This window comes from Actinomadura madurae (assembly GCF_900115095.1).
Taxonomy (GTDB): Bacteria; Actinomycetota; Actinomycetes; order Streptosporangiales; family Streptosporangiaceae; genus Spirillospora; species Spirillospora madurae.
Window position 1 is genome coordinate 92,674 of record NZ_FOVH01000018.1, and the last position, 19,131, is coordinate 111,804.

At 73.8% G+C, this 19,131-nt stretch carries 16 protein-coding genes; 15 read left to right on the forward strand and 1 reads right to left on the reverse strand.

The annotated features are described in order from the left end of the window. The first annotated feature begins 21 nt into the window (after window positions 1–21). The 8 genes from aac(3) (at window position 22) to BM339_RS37635 (ending at window position 9,003) form a co-directional block, all read left to right on the forward strand. Window positions 22–864 (forward strand): aminoglycoside 3-N-acetyltransferase, encoded by an 843-nt coding sequence (gene aac(3), locus BM339_RS37600; protein WP_075023982.1) that lies wholly within the window; start codon window positions 22–24, stop codon window positions 862–864. Window positions 865–873: 9 nt separating this feature from the next. Beyond that, complete coding sequence (locus BM339_RS37605; RefSeq protein ID WP_075023983.1) at window positions 874–2,067, forward strand: sensor histidine kinase; 1,194 nt, start codon at window positions 874–876, stop codon at window positions 2,065–2,067. A gap of 18 nt (window positions 2,068–2,085) precedes the next feature. After that, a complete protein-coding gene (locus BM339_RS37610) occupies window positions 2,086–2,883 on the forward strand; it encodes a LytR/AlgR family response regulator transcription factor (RefSeq protein ID WP_052357277.1) in 798 nt (265 codons plus the stop codon). A 143-nt stretch (window positions 2,884–3,026) separates the two neighbouring features. Beyond that, window positions 3,027–3,293, forward strand: coding sequence for a DUF485 domain-containing protein (locus BM339_RS51960; RefSeq protein ID WP_250358497.1), 267 nt, complete (start codon window positions 3,027–3,029; stop codon window positions 3,291–3,293). Continuing rightward, window positions 3,290–5,020, forward strand: a complete 1,731-nt coding sequence (locus tag BM339_RS37620) for a sodium/solute symporter (protein ID WP_075023984.1) — start codon at window positions 3,290–3,292, stop codon at window positions 5,018–5,020. Before BM339_RS51960 ends, BM339_RS37620 begins: the two co-directional genes overlap by 4 nt. Before the next feature lie 156 nt (window positions 5,021–5,176). Beyond that, entirely contained in the window at window positions 5,177–5,551 is a 375-nt protein-coding gene (locus BM339_RS37625; protein WP_021595839.1) for a DUF485 domain-containing protein, read from the forward strand. Then, window positions 5,548–7,158 carry a solute symporter family protein gene (locus BM339_RS37630; protein WP_021595838.1) on the forward strand — a complete coding sequence of 537 codons (1,611 nt, stop codon included), beginning with the start codon at window positions 5,548–5,550 and terminating at the stop codon, window positions 7,156–7,158. Before BM339_RS37625 ends, BM339_RS37630 begins: the two co-directional genes overlap by 4 nt. A 231-nt stretch (window positions 7,159–7,389) precedes the next feature. Next, window positions 7,390–9,003: a hypothetical protein gene (locus BM339_RS37635; RefSeq protein WP_075023985.1), complete on the forward strand. Its 1,614-nt coding sequence runs from the start codon at window positions 7,390–7,392 to the stop codon at window positions 9,001–9,003. Here BM339_RS37635 and BM339_RS37640 read toward each other — a convergent pair. After that, complete coding sequence (locus tag BM339_RS37640) at window positions 8,993–10,363, reverse strand: SDR family NAD(P)-dependent oxidoreductase (RefSeq protein WP_256255683.1); 1,371 nt, start codon at window positions 10,361–10,363, stop codon at window positions 8,993–8,995. The two genes, BM339_RS37635 and BM339_RS37640, sit on opposite strands and share 11 nt — an antisense overlap. Before the next feature lie 218 nt (window positions 10,364–10,581). Here BM339_RS37640 and BM339_RS37645 point away from each other — a divergent pair, with 218 nt between their 5' ends. The 7 genes from BM339_RS37645 to BM339_RS37675 all read left to right on the forward strand — a co-directional run bounded on the left by BM339_RS37645 (window position 10,582) and on the right by BM339_RS37675 (window position 19,128). Beyond that, on the forward strand, window positions 10,582–11,706 hold the full coding sequence (locus BM339_RS37645; protein ID WP_075023987.1) for a DegT/DnrJ/EryC1/StrS family aminotransferase: 1,125 nt from the start codon (window positions 10,582–10,584) through the stop codon (window positions 11,704–11,706). Continuing rightward, a complete protein-coding gene (locus BM339_RS37650) occupies window positions 11,703–12,779 on the forward strand; it encodes a Gfo/Idh/MocA family protein (RefSeq protein ID WP_021595833.1) in 1,077 nt (358 codons plus the stop codon). Before BM339_RS37645 ends, BM339_RS37650 begins: the two co-directional genes overlap by 4 nt. A 100-nt stretch (window positions 12,780–12,879) precedes the next feature. Further along, complete coding sequence (locus tag BM339_RS37655; RefSeq protein WP_218163865.1) at window positions 12,880–14,445, forward strand: glycosyltransferase family 2 protein; 1,566 nt, start codon at window positions 12,880–12,882, stop codon at window positions 14,443–14,445. A 3-nt stretch (window positions 14,446–14,448) separates the two neighbouring features. Then, a complete protein-coding gene (locus tag BM339_RS37660) occupies window positions 14,449–15,789 on the forward strand; it encodes a nucleotide sugar dehydrogenase (protein ID WP_021595831.1) in 1,341 nt (446 codons plus the stop codon). 29 nt (window positions 15,790–15,818) lie between these two features. Then, window positions 15,819–17,357: a glycosyltransferase family 4 protein gene (locus tag BM339_RS37665; protein ID WP_218163866.1), complete on the forward strand. Its 1,539-nt coding sequence runs from the start codon at window positions 15,819–15,821 to the stop codon at window positions 17,355–17,357. After that, window positions 17,354–18,592: a glycosyltransferase family 4 protein gene (locus tag BM339_RS37670; RefSeq protein WP_218163867.1), complete on the forward strand. Its 1,239-nt coding sequence runs from the start codon at window positions 17,354–17,356 to the stop codon at window positions 18,590–18,592. Before BM339_RS37665 ends, BM339_RS37670 begins: the two co-directional genes overlap by 4 nt. Continuing rightward, the gene (locus BM339_RS37675; RefSeq protein ID WP_021595828.1) at window positions 18,589–19,128 is read left to right on the forward strand and encodes a hypothetical protein; all 540 of its coding nucleotides are present in this window, start codon (window positions 18,589–18,591) and stop codon (window positions 19,126–19,128) included. The genes BM339_RS37670 and BM339_RS37675 overlap by 4 nt, the downstream gene beginning before the upstream one ends. Window positions 19,129–19,131 lie beyond the last annotated feature (3 nt).

Here is a 19,131-nt window from a genome sequence, read left to right on the forward strand (position 1 = left end):
GGCTGCGCGTAGGTTGCGGGTGTGGATGAGGTGGGGCTGCTCAAGCGATCTGGTGGTCCGGTCACCCGGGCGGGGCTTGCCCGTGACCTGGGCCGGTTGGGCTTGGGCGAGGGCGACGTCGTGATGTTCCATACCCGGATGTCGGCACTCGGGTATGTCGCCGGTGGTTCGCAGACGGTCATCAACGCGTTGCGGGACGCGGTCGGTGAGCGGGGCACGTTGATGGTCACGTGTGGGTGGAACGACGCCCCGCCTTACGACTTCGTCGAGTGGCCGCCGGAGTGGCAGGACGCTCTGCGTGCCGAGCACCCTGCGTACGATCCTCTGCTCAGCGAGGCCGACCACAGTAACGGCCGGCTGCCCGAGGCCCTGCGCCGCTGGCCGGGGGCGGTGCGCAGTCGCCATCCGGACGTCAGTTTCGCCGCGCTCGGCCCGCAGGCCCATGCCTTGATGGACGACCATCCCTGGGACGATCCGCACGGTCTCGACAGCCCGCTGGCTCGGCTGACCGGCATGGGCGGACGGGTCCTGATGCTGGGTGCGCCGCTCGACACCATCACCCTTCTGCACCACGCGGAAGCGCTCGCCGAGGCGCCCGGTAAGCGGTTCGTCGACTACGAGCAGCCGATCACGGTGGACGGCGAGCGCGTCTGGCGGCGCTTCCACGACATCGACTCCGAGAACGGCGCCTTCGACTACGGCCTGGGGGATCGGGATCCCTTCGAGGTCATCGCGCACGACATGATCGCCGCCGGGCGCGGGCGTAAGGGCACGGTCGGCGCCGCCACCGGCCACCTCTTCGAGGCGCCCGACGTGGTGGGTTTCGGCGTCGACTGGATCGAAGGCAGGCTCGGGCGGGCGTAGGTTTGGCGCGTGGACGTGGTCGTTGCCGTTGTCGCGACGCTGGTGGTGACGTGGGTTCCGGCTCTGCTGTGGTGGCGGCGGCAGGGGCGGGGCGGCGATCTCGGCGGGCCCGCGCGGCGGGCCACGTTCGAGACGCTGCACACCGCGTCGCGGGCCGCGCCCGCGTTCCGGGCCGGGTTGACGGAGCAGGGGGCGCAGAAGGCGGCGCGGCACCTGCGGGCGCTGCTGGGGTGCCCGGCGCTCGCGATCACCGACGGGGAGCGGCTGCTCGCCTGGGACGGGGAGCACGAGCACCATGCCGAGGGCGCGCTCGGCCATGCCGAGGCGACGCTCGGGAACGGGCGCACGCAGGTGCGGGACGTGACGTGCGATCGGCTCGACTGCCCCATCCGGCGGGTCGTGGTGGTGCCGCTCGCCACGGACGACCGGGTGATCGGGACGCTCGCCGCGTACGGCGAGGAGGTGCCCGCCGGGCTGATCCGGGCGGCGGAGGAGGTGGCGCAGTGGGTGGACGCCCAGCTGGAGCTCACCGAGCTCGACCACTCGCGGACGCTGCTGATGGCGGCGGAGATGCGGGCGCTGCGGGCGCAGATCTCGCCACACTTCATCTACAACTCGCTGACGACGATCGCGTCCTTCGTCCGGTCCGATCCGGAGCGGGCGCGGGAGCTGCTGCTGGAGTTCGCCGGGTTCACGCGCTACTCGTTCCGGCGCCACGGGGACTTCACGACGCTGGCCGAGGAGCTGCGGTCCATCGACCGGTACCTGCTGCTGCAGCGGGCGAGGTTCGGTGAGGAGCTCCGGGTGACGCTGCGGATCGCGCCCGAGGTGCTGCCGGTCGCCGTCCCGTTCCTGTGTCTCCAGCCGCTCGTGGAGAACGCCGTCCGGCACGGGCTGCAGGACAGGTCGGAGCCCGGCCTCATCACGATCGTGGCGGAGGACGCCGGGGCCGACTGCGTGATCAGCGTGGAGGACGACGGGATCGGCATGGACCCCGAGGACGTCCGGCGGCTCCTCGCGGGGGAGCGGCGGGCGCCCGCGGGCGACGCCGACACCGCCGGGATCGGGCTCGCCAACGTCGACGACCGGCTGCGGCAGGTGTACGGCGACGAGTACGGGCTGGCCGTGGAGACCGGGCCCGGCGCGGGGACGAAGGTGACCGTCCGCGTTCCGAAGTACCGGCCGGGTGTGACGGCCTCTTGACTCCCGCCCGTTCGTTGCATGGAATGTGGCGGACGCTACGGGGAGGACGGTGCTGTGGGGCTGCGTGTCCTGGCGGTGGATGACGAGGCGCCCGCGCTGGACGACCTCGTCCACCTCCTGCGCGCCGACCCGCGCATCGGGGAGATCCACACGGCCCGGGACGGCGCCGCCGCGCTGCGCAAGCTCGACCGGGCCCTCGCGGACGGGCGCCCCATCGCCGCCGTCTTCCTCGACATCCGGATGCCGGGCCTGGACGGCACCGTGCTCGGCCGCGTCCTCGCCCAGTTCGCCCGCGCCCCGCAGATCGTCTACGTGACCGCGTACGAGGAGCACGCGGTCGACGCGTTCGAGATCAAGGCGGCCGACTACATCCTCAAACCGGTCCGGCCGGAGCGGCTGGCCGTCGCGATCCGCCGGGTGACCGAGGTGTTCGAGGAGTCGGGAGATCCCGCCGAGGAGGCGCGGGCCCCGTCCGAGCCGGAGCCGATGCCCGTCGAGCTCGGCGGGGTGACCCGGTTCGTGAACCCGGCCGAGGTGCTGTACGTGGAGGCGCAGGGCGACTACGCGCGGCTGCACACGTCCGGCGGCAGCCATCTGGTGCGGATCCCGCTGGCGGCGCTCGGCGAGCGGTGGAGCGGCGCCGGGTTCGTCCGGGTGCACCGCAGCCATCTCGTCGCGCTGTCGGCGATCAAGGAGCTGCGGCTGGACTCGGGCCGCTGCACGATCGTCGTCGGCGACACCGAGCTGCCGGTCGCCCGCCGGCACGTGCGCGAGCTGCGCGACCTGCTCGTCCGCCGGGCGAGGCGGTCACCCTGAGCGGCGACGAGCGGCCGCGCGCCCCGGCCGGGCCGGCGCCGGGCCGGACGCTGGTCACCGGGCCGCGGACCCGGACCGTCCGCCGCCCCCGCTACCCGGTCACCCGCGAGATCGACGAGCAGACCGGCCTCGGTGAGGCGTACATGCGGTCGCTGGTGCGCACCCAGCTTCGGCTCGCGACGTGGCTGTGCCTGATGCTGGCCGCCGTCGTGTTCGGGCTGCCGCTGCTGTTCGCGCTGGTCCCGGCGGCGCGGGCGCAGGAGGTGCTCGGGCTGCCGCTGCCGTGGGTGCTGCTCGGCGGGCTGATCTACCCGTGGTTCGTCGGCTGCGGCTGGTGGTACGTGCGGCAGGCCGAGCGCAACGAGGACGACTTCGCCGATCTCGTCGACCGCGCAGAGAAACGGCCATGAGTGCCGCGTACGGCATGGCGGGCGTCGTGCTGGTCGTCGTCGCGACCGTGCTCATCGGCGTGCTCGGGGTGCGGATCTCCCGGACGACGTCCGACTTCTACGTCGCGTCCCGGACGGTGACGCCGCTGCGGAACGCGTCCGCGATCGGCGGCGAGTACCTGTCGGCGGCCTCGTTCCTCGGCATCGCCGGGCTGATCCTCGCCTACGGCGCCGACATGCTGTGGCTGCCCGTCGGCTGGACGGGCGGCTACCTGGTCCTGCTCGTGCTGGTCTCGGCGCCGCTGCGCCGCTCGGGCGCCTACACGCTGCCGGACTTCGCCGAGGCGCGGCTGGAGTCCATGGCGGTGCGCCGCGTCGCGAGCGTCCTGGTCGTGCTGATCAGCTGGCTCTACCTGCTGCCGCAGTTCCAGAGCGCCGGGCTCGTGCTGCGGACGGTCACGGGCGCGCCGGTGTGGACGGGCGGCGTGCTCGTCGCGGTCGTCGTCGCCGGCAACGTGCTGTCGGGCGGGATGCGGAGCGTCACGCTCGTCCAGGCGTTCCAGTACTGGATGAAGCTGACCGCGCTGGCCGTCCCGCTGGTGTTCCTGCTGCTGGCGTGGAGGTACGACGGCGCGCCCGGCCTCTCGTCGGACACCCCGCCGCGGTTCAACGAGCGGACGACCGTCGCCGTCGGCATGGCGGTCACCGTGAACGTCAGGGCCCCCGTCGAGGTGGTCGTGGACGGGCAGGTCGACGGGCGGCCCTACTCCGGCACGGCCGTGCGGCTCGACCCGGGGGAGCACCGGTTCCAGCAGGACGCGTCCGTCACCTTCCCGGCCGGCGCCGACGTCCCGCACGTGACCGGACGGCCGGTGAGCACCGACCGGGAATGGGCCCAGCCGCTGGACAGCCGCGACCACTCCCTCTACGCCACGTACTCGCTGATCCTCGCCACGTTCCTCGGGACGATGGGGCTGCCGCACGTGCTCGTCCGCTTCTACACCAACCCGAACGGGCGGGCGGCGCGGCGCACGACCGTGATGGTGCTGTCGCTGCTCGGCGCGTTCTACCTGCTCCCGGCCGTGTACGGGGTGCTCGGACGCCTGTACACCCCCGAGCTGCTGATGACGGGGCGGGCGGACGCCGTCGTGCTGACCCTGCCCGGACGGCTCATCGGCGGGGTCGGCGGCGACCTGCTGGGCGCGCTCGTGACGGGCGGCGCCGTCGCGGCGTTCCTGTCCACGTCGTCCGGGATCACGGTGTCCGTGGCGGGGGTCCTGGCGCAGGACATCCTGCGCGGCGGGGTGCGCTCGTTCCGGGTCGGGACGCTGCTGGCGCTCGTCGTCCCGCTGTGCCTGGCGATCGCGGCCCGGTCCCTCGCCGTCGCGGACGTGGTGGGGCTGGCGTTCGCCGTCGCCGCGTCCACGTTCTGCCCGCTGCTCGTGCTCGGCGTCTGGTGGCGGCGGCTCACCGTGCCGGGCGCGCTCGCCGGGCTCGCCGCCGGCGGCGCGCTCGCGGGCACCGCGGTCGTCGTGACGATCGCGGCCGGGCCGCCGTCCGGTCTGCTCGGCGCGCTCCTCGCCCAGCCGGCCGCCTGGACGGTCCCCGTCGCGTTCGCCGTCATGATCGTCGTGTCGCTGTGCACGCAGGGCCGCGTGCCGCCCGGTGTCGCGCGCATGATGGTGCGCCTGCACACTCCGGAGTCGCTGAGCGTCGACCGGGGCACGTGGCGCCCGCGGCGGGTCTGACCGTTCATCGCGCCAGATCGACCGTTCACCGACGTGCGCGGCAGGCCGTCGACGGTGAACGGCAGCTGAACGCAGCCCCGGCGCTGACCCCTCGCCCGCCCCCAGCTGGATCTTTAGCGTGGCGCGTGACCGGCGTCACAACACAGGAGGGCCCTCGTGTCCGTCGATAAGAGCGCCTCCGGCACCGTCTATGAACGGTTCCAGGGCACCTCGGAGTTCCAGGAGCTCCGGCGCAGATTCCGCAGATTCGCATTCCCCATGACCGCGGCGTTCCTCAGCTGGTACCTGCTGTACGTCGTCCTGTCGGGGTGGGCGCGCGACTTCATGGGCCACAAACTGGTCGGCTCCATCAACGTCGCCCTCGTCTTCGGGCTGCTCCAGTTCGTCTCGACGTTCGCCATCGCGTACTGGTACGCGCGGCACGCCGAGCGCAGCCTCGACCCGGTCGCCGACAAGATCCGCAAGGACATCGAGGCCGAGGCGGCGCCGGCCACCGACGCGACTGCCGGAAGCGCGGAGGACGCCCGATGAGCAACGAGACACTGTCGATCATCCTCTTCCTGGTGTTCGTGGCGGCCACTCTCGCGATCACCGTGTGGGCGAGCCGGAACACCAAGACCGCCACCGACTTCTACGCCGGCGGGCGGACGTTCTCCGGCGCGCAGAACGGCCTCGCCATCGGCGGCGACTACATGTCCGCCGCGTCCTTCCTCGGCATCGCCGGGCTGATCGCCCTTTACGGCTATGACGGCTTCCTCTACTCGATCGGGTTCCTCGTCGCCTGGCTCGTCGCGCTGCTCCTGGTCGCCGAGCTGCTGCGGAACTCCGGCCGGTTCACGATGGCGGACGTGCTGGCGTTCCGGATGAGCCCGCGGCCCGTCCGCACCGCCGCCGGGGTGTCCACCATCATCGTGTCGATCTTCTACCTGCTGGCGCAGATGGTCGGCGCGGGCGCCCTGGTGGCGCTGCTGTTCGGCTTCACCAGCGACTTCGCCAAGGGCGCGACGATCGCGCTGGTCGGCGTGCTGATGATCGTGTACGTGGTGTTCGGCGGGATGAAGGGCACCACCTGGGTGCAGATCGTCAAGGCCGTCCTGCTGATGACCGGCGCCACGCTGATCACGCTGCTGGTGCTCGGCCACTCCGGGTTCAACCTGAACGACCTGCTGAACGACGCCGCCGACCAGAGCGGCAAGGGCGGCGCGTTCCTGGAGCCCGGCCTGCGCTACGCCACCGAGGACTCGGGGCTGACCGGCAAGCTCGACCTGATCAGCCTGGGCCTCGCGCTCGTGCTCGGCACCGCCGGGCTGCCGCACATCCTGATCCGCTTCTACACCGTCCCGACCGCCCGCGACGCCCGCAAGTCCGTGCTGTGGGGCATCGGCATCATCGGCACGTTCTACCTGCTCACGCTGGTGCTCGGGTTCGGCGCCGCGGCGCTCGTCGGGTCCAAGGAGATCGCCGCGGTCAACCCGGCCGGCAACACCGCGGCGCCGCAGCTCGCGGAACGCATCGGCGAGATCGTCTTCGGCGACGCGGGCGGGACGATCCTGCTCGCGGTCATCGCGGCGGTCGCGTTCGCGACGATCCTCGCGGTCGTGGCGGGCCTCACCCTCGCCTCGTCCTCGTCGTTCTCGCACGACCTGTACGCGCACGTGTTCCGCAAGGGCAAGGCCACGGAGCGGGACGAGGTCCGCGTCGCCCGCATCTCCGCCTTCGTCATCGGAGCGGTCTCGATCGTCCTCGGGATCTACGCGCAGCGGCTCAACGTCGCGTTCCTCGTCGCCCTCGCTTTCGCGGTCGCCGCGTCCGGCAACCTGCCCGCGATCCTCTACAGCCTGTTCTGGAAGCGGTTCAACACCTCCGGCGCGGTCGCGGCCATCTACGGCGGGCTCGGCTCGGCGATCTTCCTGGTCGCCTTCTCGCCGGTCGTGTCGGGTGACGAGAAGGCCCTGTTCACCGACTCCGACTTCAGCTGGTTCCCGCTCAGCAACCCCGGGATCATCTCGATCCCGGTCGGCTTCCTGGCCGGCTGGCTCGGGACCGTCCTCAGCAAGGAGTACAACAACGAGAAGTACGCCGAGATCGAGGTCCGCTCCCTGACCGGAGCGGGCGCCGAGGCGGCGTCGAAGCACTGATCCTCCGAAGCCGAGTCGTTCCCGTCCCCGGCGGCCGAGCAGGGCCCCCACCCCCGTACGCCGGACGGGACACGGCTCGCCGCGCGGGCGACCGTCGCCCGGTCCCGCGCGGCCGCGGCCCCGTCCCCCTCACGCCCCCGGGACGGGGCCGCCTCCGTTCTCCGGCGGGAGCCGGCCCGGCTTCGCCGGCCGGCTCCCGCCGGACGTTCCCGGCCGCTACGGTGACGGTCCATGGCCCCCCATCGCTACGGCTGGAAGACGATCCGCGCCGAGAACATCGTCGGCTGCACGGCCGGGCTGCTGCGCTTCGCGACGCCCGCCGAGATGGACGTGCTGATCGGGATGCTGCCGGACGAGCACGTCCGGCTGGCCGCGCGCAGTCACGGTATGGCGAACCGGGTCGTGCTGGAGGCGCTGCTGCGGCGCGGCGGGCCCGGCGACCTGGATCTGCTCGTCCAGCACGCGCTGCGGGCCGGCGACCCGCCGTCCCTGCTCGGCCGGCTGCTCGACCTGGACGCCCCGGAGGTCAACGCGACCCTGCTGGACGCCGTGACCGCGCTCGGCGGCGTCCCGCGGAACCTGCGGCGCCAGCTCGCCCACCAGACCTCGCGCCGGGACGGCGCCACGCCGCGCCCGCTGCCCGCCGCGACGCGGCAGGACCTCCTGTCCGGGCTGGGCGGGTCGGGTGCGCTCGACCACGCGATGCTGTACTCGGCCGACCCAGACATGGCCGGGACGGCGCTGTGGTTCCTCGGCGCGGGCGCCGACCCGCACGGCGCCGTCCAGGCGTGCCGGACCCTCCTCGACGCGCATCGCGGCCACGAGATCAGGCAGCTCGTCGAGCAGGGACGGCTGCCCGCGTTCCAGTGGGGGCCGGACGGGTCGCTGCCGAGCGTGCTGGCGTACGCGCAGGCGGCGCTGGAGTCGGGGCAGGGGGAGTGGCGGCTGCGCGACCTCTCCGACCAGGCTCGCAAGGCCGAGTTCCTGCGGTCGGTCGCCGAGATCGCCGACGCGGCCGGGTGCGAGCCGTGGCGCGGCCGGCCGCTCGTCCGCACGGTGGTGCACCGCCGCCATCCCGGCGTCCCGCGCGTCGGCTGGGACGACGTCCTGGCGGACGAGCGGCGCCGGCGGGCGAAGGAGGGGCCGATCCCCCGCCGCGCCGCCCGGTTCATGGCGAAACGTACCGATACTCCGCTCGAACTGCAGCGGACGGTGGTCGCCGATCACCCGGACCTCGCCGCGCTCATCTGCGACCCGTCGCCGGTACTGCTCGCCGACCTGTGCGGCCAGGAGACGCGTCCGGGCTCGGACGTACTGGTGAAGGTCGCCGGGAACGGCCTGGTCGCCGGGACGCTGACCGCCGAGTTCGTGGTGGCGACCGTCCCCGAGGAGGCGCTGGCGGACGTCGCGGAGTCGCTGTGGCTGCCCGGCCTGCGCGGCACGGCGCGGATCCGGGCGAGGCTCGGCCTGGACGGGGACGTCCCGCTCGCCCCGCTGTTCGTCGACGAGACCGGCGACGGGCGCGCGAGGCGCCTGCGGGAGCCGGGGACGCGGCGGCACTGGGATCCCGAGCCGATCTACGGCACCTACGCGGCCCGGGTGCTGCGCGAGGTGGAGGACCCCACCGCCGATCTGGTGCTCTCCGTCGCCGAGGTGGACAGGCTGCTCGCCCCGGCCGACGGCGCCTTCCCCGACCCGCGCGTCCTGCGCCGCCTGGCCGAGCACGTCGACCGGCATCTCGGCGGGCGCCCGGACGCGTGGCGGGTGGCCCTGAAGCTGCTGGGCGAAGGGTTCGCCGGGGCGCTGCCCGAACTGATCGCGACCGCCGGCGCCGTCACCAGCTGACCACGCGGTAGTCCTTCAGCAGGCAGCCGTACGGCGGGTCGCCGTCGCGCTCCCCGCGCACGATCGGGTCGTAGACGCGGGCGGCGGCGTCCACCACGTCCAGCGGCGGGCGGAACCCGGCGGCGGCGCGGCGCGCCCGGTCCGCGGTCGGCTGCTGGTCGGTGAACCAGCCCGGGTCGACGCTGGTCACGTACACGCCGTGCTCGGCCAGCTCGGACGCCACCGTGCGGGTCAGCATGTTCAGCGACGCCTTCGCCATGTTGGTGTGGGGGTGCTCGGCGCCCTTGTAGACGCGGTCGAACTGCCCCTCGACGGCCGACACGTTCACCACGTACCGGCGCGGGTGCGCGGACCGCTCCAGCAGCGGGCGCAGGCGCCCCAGCAGAAGGAACGGCGCCGTCACGTTGATGAGCTGCACCTCCAGCAGCTCGACCGGATCGACCTCGTGCACCAGCCGGGTCCAGGAGTTGTCCGTGGACGGGTCGGGGAGCAGGCCCGCCACGTCCACCGTCCCGTCGCGCGTCGCGACCGGCAGTGTCCCCGAGCCTGGCAGTGTCCCCGAGCCCGGCAGTGTCCCCGAGCCCGGCAGCGTGGCCGGGCCCGGCAGCGTGGCCGGGCCCGGCAGGGCGGCGGCGCCCTCGCCCGCCAGCAGCTTCGCGTACGACTCCGGCGGGTGGCGGAGCGTCTGCGCGGCGTGGTTCACGAGGATGTCGAGAGGCTCACCCTCCGCGACCAGGCCGTCGCACCAGCGGACCAGACCCGGAATGTCGCGCAGGTCCATTCCGGTGACGGTGAGCCGGTCCTGCCATTCCTCGCGGTCCGGCACCTCGGAGAACCGGCGGCGCGCGTCGGCCGGGAACCGGGTGAGGGCGGTGACCGCGGCGCCGTCCCGCAGCAGCTTCAGCACGAGCTCGAAGCCCGCCTTCACCCGGCCGCCCGTGACGATCGCGCGGCGCCCGGCGAGGTCGGCGCGGGCGCCGCGGCACCGGTGGTGCTCGTCCGCGCAGGGCGGGCACAGCCGGTGGTAGAAGGCGTCCGCCTCCCGGAAGTTCGCCTTGCACACGTAGCAGCTGACCAGCCCGTTGAGGGGGGTCCGCGGCCGGGCGGCCGCCCGCGGCGGCTCCACCGGGACGCCCTCCTCGCGGCCGGCGTCGCCGGTCGCCGTCCCGGCCAGCACCCGCGCGTCCGCCTCCGCGCGCCTCCGCCGGGCGGCCGCCCGCTCCCTCTCGCGGGTGCGTTTGACGAACGCGCCCGCCGCCGCCCGCACCCGCTCCAGATCGGGATGCCCGTCCGGTTCGTCCGCGAGTTCGGAAAGTTCGGCAAGGACGCGCAGGCAGGTCCGTACATCCTCTTCGCGCATACCCGCCATTAAATCGGGTGAATCCGGGCCGGATCGCCCGGCCATTGGATCGGCGGGCGGGTGCCGGGTTAAGATCAAAAAACCGGCTCGCGGATGTCCGGCCTGGCTGGAATTCGCGGGCTTGGCTCTGGCTTCCGCCAATTGTGCCCAAATGGTGGCGCTCCGTTCCCCCGCGAGGAAGCCGCACGTTCATATCGTCATGTCTGGGGAGCGTGTGCATGCCCGTGGAATCGGAGGGGGCCGTCCTCGCGGCGAGTCCGCATATCGGAGAGGCGGAGATCGAGGCCGCGGTGCGCGTCCTGCGCAGCGGCCGGGTCGTGCAGGGGCCGGAGGTCGCGGCGTTCGAGGAGGAGTTCTCCGCGATCGTCGCGGGACGGCACTGCGTGGCCGTCAACTCGGGGACGTCCGCGCTGCAGCTCAGCCTGCTCGCGCTCGGGATCGGCCCCGGCGACGAGGTGATCGTCCCGTCGTTCACGTTCGCGGCCAGCGCGAACGCGGTCCGCCTGGCCGGCGCCGAGCCGGTCTTCGCCGACATCGAGCCGGGCTCGTTCTGCGCCGACCCGGACGCCGTCGCGGCCGCGGTCGGCCCGCGCACCGCGGCGATCATGCCGGTGCACCTGTACGGGCACCCGGCGGCGATGGACCGCATCGGGCCGCTCGCGGAGCGGCACGGCCTCGCCGTCGTGGAGGACGCCTGCCAGGCGCACGGCGCCGCCCTCGGCGCGGTCCCGGCCGGGGCGATGGGCACGGCCGGCTGCTTCAGCTTCTACCCGACCAAGAACATGCACTCCCTCGAAGGCGGCATGGTCACCACGGCCGACGCCGCGACCGCCCGGACGCTGCGGCTGCTGCGCAACCAGGGCATGGAGCAGCGGTACGCCAACGAGATCGTCGGCGCGAACATGCGGCTCACCGACGTCGCCGCCGCCATCGGCCGCGAGCAGCTCAAGCGGCTGGCGGACTGGACCGAGCGGCGCCGCGCCAACGCCGCCCTGCTGGACGCGAAGATCACCGCCGCGGTCACGCCGCCGGTCGCGCCCGGGGCCCGGCACGTCTACCACCAGTACACCGTCCGGGTCCGCGACCGCGACGCCGTCCGGCGGCACCTGGACGCACGCCGGATCGGCCACGCCGTCTACTACCCGACGCCCGTCCACCGGCTGGCCCCGTACCTGAAGGACGGGCGGCCGGACCCGCGCTGGGACCTGCCCGAGACCGAGCGAGCCGCCGCGGAGGTGCTGTCGCTCCCCGTGCATCCGGCGCTCACCGGCGAGCAGCTCGCCCGCGTCGCCGACGCCGTCGACGAGACAGCGGCCGTCGACGAGACCGGGGCCGCGCTGTGAGCGCCCCGCTCCGCGCCGGCATCGTCGGGTTCGGCGTGATGGGACGCAACCACGCCCGCATCCTCACCGGGCTGGAGGGCGTGGACCTCGTCGGCGTCGTCGACCCGGCGGGACGGCCGGACCGGGTCCCGCACGGCGTCCCGCTGCTGGAGTCGGTCGCCGAGCTCATGGAGGTCGGGATCGACTACGCGGTGGTCGCCTGCCCGACCGCGCTGCACGGGGAGGTGGGGCTGGCGCTGGCCGAGGCCGGCGCGGGCGCGCTCATCGAAAAGCCCCTCGCGGAGTCGGTGGAGGCCGCCGAACGGCTGGTCACGGCGTTCGAGTCGCGCGGCCTGGTCGCGGGCGTCGGGCACATCGAGCGCTTCAACCCGGCGCTGCAGAGCATGCGGACCCGGCTGGAGGCGGGCGAGCTCGGCGAGGTGTTCCAGGTCGTCACCCGCCGCCAGGGGCCCTTCCCGCACCGGATCTCCGACGTCGGCGTGGTCAAGGACCTCGCCACCCACGACATCGACCTGACCGCGTGGGTGACCGGCCAGGACTACGTGACGATCTCCGCGCACACGGTCGCGCGCAGCGGACGTCCGCACGAGGACATGGTCGCGGCCATCGGGCGGCTCGCCGACGGCTCCATGGTCAGCCACCTGGTGAACTGGCTGAGCCCGCTCAAGGAGCGCACGACGGTCGTCACCGGCGACCGCGGCTGCTTCGTCGCCGACACGCTCACCGCCGACCTGACGTTCTACGCCAACGGTGAGATGAGCACCGAGTGGGAGGCGCTGCGGGCGTTCCGCGGCGTCTCCGAGGGAGACATGATCCGGTACGCGATCCCCAAACGCGAGCCGCTGCTGATCGAGCACGAACGCTTCCGCGACGCGTTCCGCGCGGGCGGCGACGGCCACGTCGTGACGCTGCGGCAGGGCCTGCGGACGGTCGAGGTGTCGGCCGCCGTCCTGGAGTCGGCCAAGCTCGGCAGGACGGTCTCGCTCCCCGCGCAGGTCGCGCAGGAGCAGGTCGCGCAGCAGCAGGAGCCCCAGGAACCCCAGGAGCCGCAGGAGGTGGCAGGTGCCGTCTGACCGGCTTCCGGAGCGGAGCGCCAGCGGAGTGGAAGAAGACGGTCAGGCCTCAACCGGGGAGCGTGGGGGGTCGTCCCCCCACAATGACGCCGCGCCCGATGTGACGGTGATCGTCGCGGTCTACAACACGATGCCGTACCTGACCGAGTGCCTGAAGTCGCTGGCCGAGCAGACGATCGGCCCCGAGCGGATGGAGGTCGTGGCGGTCGACGATGGCTCCACCGACGGCGGCGGCGCCGAGCTGGACCGGTTCGCGGAGGAGTACCCGGACGTCTTCACGGTGCTGCGGCAGCCGAACTCCGGCGGCCCGGCGGCCCCCAGCAACCGCGCCCTGGACGTGGCCTCCGGCCGCTACGTCTACTTCGTCGGCGCCGACGACCATCTCGGCACCGAGGCGCTGGAGCGCATGGTGGCGGCGGCGGACGAGTGGGGCTCGGACGTCCTCGTCGGCAAGATGGAGGGCGTCAACGGCCGGGCGGTGCGGCGCCCGGAGCTGTTCGCGGAGAACCGTCCCGAGATCGACCTGTACGACTCGGTGCTCCCGTGGGTGCTGTCGAACTGCAAGCTCTTCCGCCGCGACCTCGTGGAACGGCACAAGCTGCGCTTCCCCGAGCACATGCGGATCGGCAGCGACCAGCCGTTCACGCTGGAAGCGTGCGTGCGCGCCCGGCGGATCTCCGTCCTGGCCGACTACACCTGCTACTACGCGGTGCTGCGCGAGGACGGCGGCAACATCACCCAGGGCGCCGTCGACGTCCGCACCAGGCTCGAATGCGCGGAGAGCCTGTTCGGCGTCGTCGCCGGCCTGCTCGAACCCGGCCCGCGGCGGGACGCGATCCTGAAGCGCCACACCCGGTGGGAGCTGACGATGCCGACGCGAGAGGGGTTCCTCGACCTCGACCGCGAGGCCCGGCGCGACGTCTGCGCGCGCGTCGGGCGGCTCGTCGAGGAGTACGTGAGCGACGACGTCCTCTTCACGCTGCCGATCGTCCGCCGGGCCAGGCTGCGGCTCGCCCAGCTCGGCGAGGCGGATCTGCTGTGCGAGGCCATCCGGGCGGGACGGGACGGGCACGCTTACCCGATCGCCCTCAAGAACGGCCGGACCTACCTCGCCTACCAGGGCTTCGAGGACCCCGATCTCGGCCTCCCGGACGAGCTCTACGAGATCACCAAGGGCATGCGCAAGCGGCTGTCTCAGGAACTGCGCACCGTCCGCGCCCGGCGGGACGGCGACCTCGTCGAGCTCACCGTGCGGACTCCGTTCACCGGCCCCGACGCCGCGGACCCCGCGGTCGCCGGGCTGGCGCTGGCCCCGCGCGGCGGCCGGGAACGCGTCCACCTGGACGAGGCCGTCGTCACCCGCGAACCCCGCGAGGACGGGCTCCACCTGACCGCGCGGATCCCGGTGGCGCTGCTCGTCGAACCCGGACCGGTGCGGCACGACCTGCGGCTGCTCCTCCGCGCGTCCGGCGAGACGCACGACGCCGCCGTCCCCGCGGACCTGCCGGGGCCGGTCGGCGGGCTGGTCTGGCACCGGGCCAGACCGCACCGGCTGTCGGTGACCGGCGACACCCGGCACGGCACGGTGCTCGACACCCGTCCGGTCCGCCCGGCCCGCGCCGTCGCCGCGCGGGTCCGGCGTGCGGCGTCCTCTGGAGGTAGGTAGCACATGCGGATCTGCGTGGTCGCGCTCGGCAAGATCGGTCTCCCGCTGGCGGTGCAGTTCGCCCGCAAGGGACACCGGGTGATCGGCGCCGACGTGGACGAACGCGTCGTCGCCGACGTCAACGCCGGCCGCGAGCCGTTCCCCGGCGAGGCGGACCTCGGCGTCCACCTCGGCGAGGCGGTCCGGGCCGGGCTGCTGACGGCGACGACCGACACGGCGGCGGCGGTCGCCGGCGCCGAGGCGGTCGTCGTGGTCGTCCCCCTCTTCGTGGACGGGACGGGCACCCCCGACTTCGGCTGGATGGACGCGGCGACCCGGTCGATCGCCGAGGGCATGCGCCCGGGGACGCTCGTCAGCTACGAGACGACGCTGCCCGTCGGCACCACCCGGAACCGCTGGGCGCCGATACTGGCGGAGGGGTCCGGCCTCACCGCCGGCGAGGACTTCCACCTGGTGTTCAGCCCGGAACGCGTGCTCACCGGCCGGGTGTTCGCCGACCTGCGCCGCTACCCGAAGCTGGTCGGCGGCATCGACGAGGCGTCCGCCCGGCACGGCGTCGCGTTCTACGAGCAGGTGCTCGACTTCGACGACCGGCCCGACCTGGACCGGCCCAACGGCGTCTGGGACCTCGGCTCCGCGGAGGCGGCCGAGCTCGCCAAGCTCGCCGAGACCACCTACCGCGACGTCAACATCGGCCTCGCCAACCAGTTCGCCCGCTACGCCGGCAGCGTCGGGGTGGACGTCACCAAGGTCATCGAGGCCTGCAACACCCAGCCGTACAGCCACATCCACCAGCCCGGCATCGCCGTCGGCGGCCACTGCATCCCGGTGTATCCGCGGCTGTACCTGTGGAACGACCCGTCCGCGACCGTCGTCCGCGCCGCCCGGGACGCCAACCTGGACATGCCCGAGTACGCCGTCGGCCTGCTGGCCGGCGCCTACGGCGACCTCACCGGCGCCGAGGTCCTGGTGCTGGGCGCGGCGTATCGCGGCGGCGTCAAGGAGACGGCGTTCTCCGGCGTCTTCCCGACGGTCGAGGCGCTCAGAGCCCGCGGCGCCGTCCCGTACGTGTCCGACCCGCTGTACTCGGCGGACGAGCTGGTGGCCCTGGGGCTTCCCCCGTACCGGGGTGAGCCGGTGACCGCCGCGATCGTCCAGGCCGACCACGCCGCCTACCGCGAGCTGGGCGCGTCCGACCTGCCCGGCGTCAAGGCGCTCGTGGACGGCCGCCGCATCACCGACCCCGCCCGCTGGCCCGGCGTGGAGCACGTCGTCATCGGCGGCCCCGCGCGCGGCACCGGCACGTCTCGGCCCGCCGGGTCCCCGGCCCTCGACGCCGGATGACCCCGGCCAGACAGAACGGAGAAGAGCGCATGCAGACCGAAGGCGAGAGCGCGCCGGAGAAGCCGCGCGGCCGCGTCGTCATGCTCGTCGACAACGATGTGGTGCGCGACTCCCGGGTGCAGAAGGCGGCGACGTCGGCCGCCGAGGCGGGCTGGGAGGTGCACCTCCTCGGCTGCACCTCGGCGAAGAAGGGCCGCTCCTGGACGCTCGGCGGCGCCCGCGTCCGGCTCCTGCCGCTCCAGCACACGCTGCAACGGAGGAAGAGGCACGGCGCCCTGCGGGCCACGCTCCGCCGGCCGCTCGCGTACGCGCACCCCGACGTGGCGGACTACCGGCGCCGGCTCGTCCAGTCCCGGCGGGCCGACCTCGCCGCCACGCGCCTCGCGCCCGGGTCCGGCGGGCCGGTGCGCAAGGGGTGGCTGCTGGCGCGGCGCGTCGCGGCGAAGGCCCAGTCGCGCTGGGTGGCGCTGCGCGTCCGGCGGACCGACGCGCTCGCCGAGGCCCGCAGGGACCCGCGTTCTCCCGTGGAGCGGCTGGCGATCAAGTTCTGGCTGACGCTCCTCGGCGACCGCGCGTGGCGCGTCCTCGACCGCAACCTGTGGGACTGGGACAGCGCCTACGGGAAGGTCATCGATCGGCTGGAGCCCGACATCGTCCACGCCAACGACTTCCGGATGCTCGGCGTCGGCGCGCGCGCCGTGCGGCGGGCGCGCGCCAAGGGCCGGAGGACGAAGCTCGTGTGGGACGCCCACGAGTTCCTGCCGGGCATCCGGCCCTGGGCGGTCGAGCCGCGCTGGCACCCCGCCGTGTGCGCGTACGAGCGCGAGTACGCCGGGACGGCCGACGCGGTCATGACCGTCTCGGAGGCCCTGGGCGACCGGCTCGTCGAGCGTCACGGCCTGCGGCACCGGCCGACGGTCGTGCTGAACGCCCCGCTGACCGGCGGCGAGCCCTCCACCGGTGACCCCGTCCCGGACATGCGGGAGCTGTGCGGCGTCGGCCCTGACACCCCGATCGCCGTCTACAGCGGCAGCGCCGCCGTGCAGCGGGGCCTGGACATCATGATCGAGGCGCTGCCGCGGCTGCCCCGGCTGCACGTCGCGCTGGTCGTCTCCTCGGCGCGGTCGGACTACGTCCGGGGCCTGCTCGCCCGCGCCAAGGAGCTGGACGTCGCCGACCGGGTCCACACGCTGCCGTACGTGCCGTTCGACCAGGTCGTCCCGTTCCTGGCGGCGGCCGACATCGGCGTCATCCCGATCCACCACTGGCCGAACCACGAGATCGCGCTGATCACCAAGTTCTTCGAGTACTCGCACGCGCGGCTGCCGATCGTCGTCAGCGACGTGCAGGCGATGGGCGACATGGTGAAGTCCACCGGGCAGGGCGAGGTCTTCCACGCCGAGGACCTCGCCGACTACGTGCGGGCGGTCGAGACGGTGCTCGCCGATCCGCGGCGGTACCGGGCCGTGTACGACGACCGGCCCGACCTGCTCCGCGGGTGGATGTGGGAGGCGCAGGCCGAGATCCTCGACGGGGTCTACACCCGGCTGCTGAACGACGGCCGATGACGGCCGGCCGAGCGGGGGACCGGGACGTCGCCGTCGTCACCCCCTGGTATCCCAACCCGACGCAGGTGTGGGCGGGGTCCTTCGTCCAGGCGATGGTCGAGGCGACGGCGCCGGGCTGCGGCGAGGTCACCGTCTACCACACCGAGGCGTGGCTGATGAACCGGCCGCGGGAGGAGGTGGAGGCGGCGCGGGAGGCGCACCGGCGGCTGCTGCCGGTCGCGCTGCACCCCGCACCGGCCGTCGCGGGCGCCCGGCTGCTGCGCGTGCCGGTCCCGACGGTGCCGGACTACACGTTCGCCGATCTCGCCCGGGAGCACGCGTCCTGGCTGCGCGAGGCCCTGGGCGGCGAGCCGATCCCGGCACCCGTCGTCCACGCGCACGTGGGGTTGCGCGGCGGCTGGACCGCCCTGGAGAACGCGCGCCCGGACGCCCGCGTGTTCGTCACCGAGCACGCGTCCTTCCTCGACAAGGTCCTCGCCCAGCCGGACTCGCTGGAGCTGTACGAGCAGGTCCTGGAACGGTGCACCGGCTTCTTCGTGGTGACCGACGTGCTGCGGGACAGGCTCGCCGAGGCCTTCCCGGCGCTCGCCGGCAAGATCGAGATGATCTCCAACCCGATCTCGTTCGCGGAGTCCCGGCCGCGTCCCGTGACCGGGCTGCGCCGCTGGCTGTACGTCGGCACGCTCGTCGAGCGCAAGGGGGTCGGCCTGCTGGTGGAGGCGTTCGCCGCGTGCCACGCCGAGGACCCCGGGCTGACGCTGACCGTCGCCGGTGCGGGCGGGCTGGCAGGCCGGCTCGCGGAGCGGGCGGACGAGCTCGGGGTCGGCCACGCGGTGTCGTTCCTCGGCGAGGTCGCCCCGGACGAGGCCGTGCGGCTCATGCGGGAGCACGATCTCCTCGTCCACGCGGCCCGGTGGGAGACCTTCGGAGTGTCGGTCATCGAGGCGGTGGCGGCGGGGCTGCCGGTGCTCGTCACCCGGTGCGGCGGCCCGGAACGGACACTCGCGGGAATAGAGAGCGCCGCCGGGGAAATGATCGAGGTCGAGGAGGATCCGGAGTCGATCGTCGCGGGGTTCCGCAGGCTGCGCGACCGCTTCCCGGACGGCCTCGACCTCGCGAAGGCCCGCGCGGTCCTGGACGAGCGCTTCGGGTACCGCACGGTCGCCGAGGCGCACCACCGGCACTGGTTCCGGGAGGCCGGCACGGGGGACGCCGGCAAGGGGGGAGACGCGTGAACGTGCTGTTCGTGGCGCTCGGGGCCACCCGCCGGCCCGCGGTCGCCAGGGAGTCGGCGCGGGTCGTCGCGGACGGCGGAAGCGCCACCGTGCTCGTCCGCAAGCCGTCCGCGTGGGCGCGGGATCCGCTCGCGGACGGTGTCGACACCGTCGAGCTGCCCGAGCTCGAACGCCGCTACCGTCCCGCCGCGGCGCGGATCCTGCTGTACCGGATCCCGCGGCTGCTGCTGCGCGCGTGCCTTCCGGGGCCGCTGCGCGGGGTGCGCCGGCGGCTCGACTCCGCGTACCGCCGCCGCGTCGCCGGCCCCGTCGACCGCCGGCTGCTCCGCTTCTACCGGCGCGACCCCGTCGCGGTCCGGCGGCGGGTCGTCCGCCGCGAGCTGCTGCGCGGCCGGTCCATCGACCTGGTCGTCGTCGCGGACCCGCAGTCCATGGTGACCGTCTCCGAGCTGGTGGACGTCATCGCGGACGCGGGAGCGCGCCCCGCCTACGCCATCGACCACGAGGTGCCCCCGGCCCGTTCCGCCAGAGGATGAGCC

Coding starts and splice junctions, on each gene's coding strand:
- BM339_RS37635 (WP_075023985.1), top strand. CDS start 7,390: ATGGCCCCCCATCGCTACGGCTGGAAGACGATCCGCGCCGAGAACATC.
- BM339_RS37610 (WP_052357277.1), top strand. CDS start 2,086: ATGGAATGTGGCGGACGCTACGGGGAGGACGGTGCTGTGGGGCTGCGT.
- BM339_RS37640 (WP_256255683.1), bottom strand. CDS start 10,363: ATGCGCGAAGAGGATGTACGGACCTGCCTGCGCGTCCTTGCCGAACTT.
- BM339_RS37665 (WP_218163866.1), top strand. CDS start 15,819: ATGCAGACCGAAGGCGAGAGCGCGCCGGAGAAGCCGCGCGGCCGCGTC.
- BM339_RS37630 (WP_021595838.1), top strand. CDS start 5,548: ATGAGCAACGAGACACTGTCGATCATCCTCTTCCTGGTGTTCGTGGCG.
- BM339_RS37670 (WP_218163867.1), top strand. CDS start 17,354: ATGACGGCCGGCCGAGCGGGGGACCGGGACGTCGCCGTCGTCACCCCC.
- BM339_RS37620 (WP_075023984.1), top strand. CDS start 3,290: ATGAGTGCCGCGTACGGCATGGCGGGCGTCGTGCTGGTCGTCGTCGCG.
- BM339_RS37645 (WP_075023987.1), top strand. CDS start 10,582: ATGCCCGTGGAATCGGAGGGGGCCGTCCTCGCGGCGAGTCCGCATATC.
- BM339_RS51960 (WP_250358497.1), top strand. CDS start 3,027: ATGCGGTCGCTGGTGCGCACCCAGCTTCGGCTCGCGACGTGGCTGTGC.
- BM339_RS37660 (WP_021595831.1), top strand. CDS start 14,449: ATGCGGATCTGCGTGGTCGCGCTCGGCAAGATCGGTCTCCCGCTGGCG.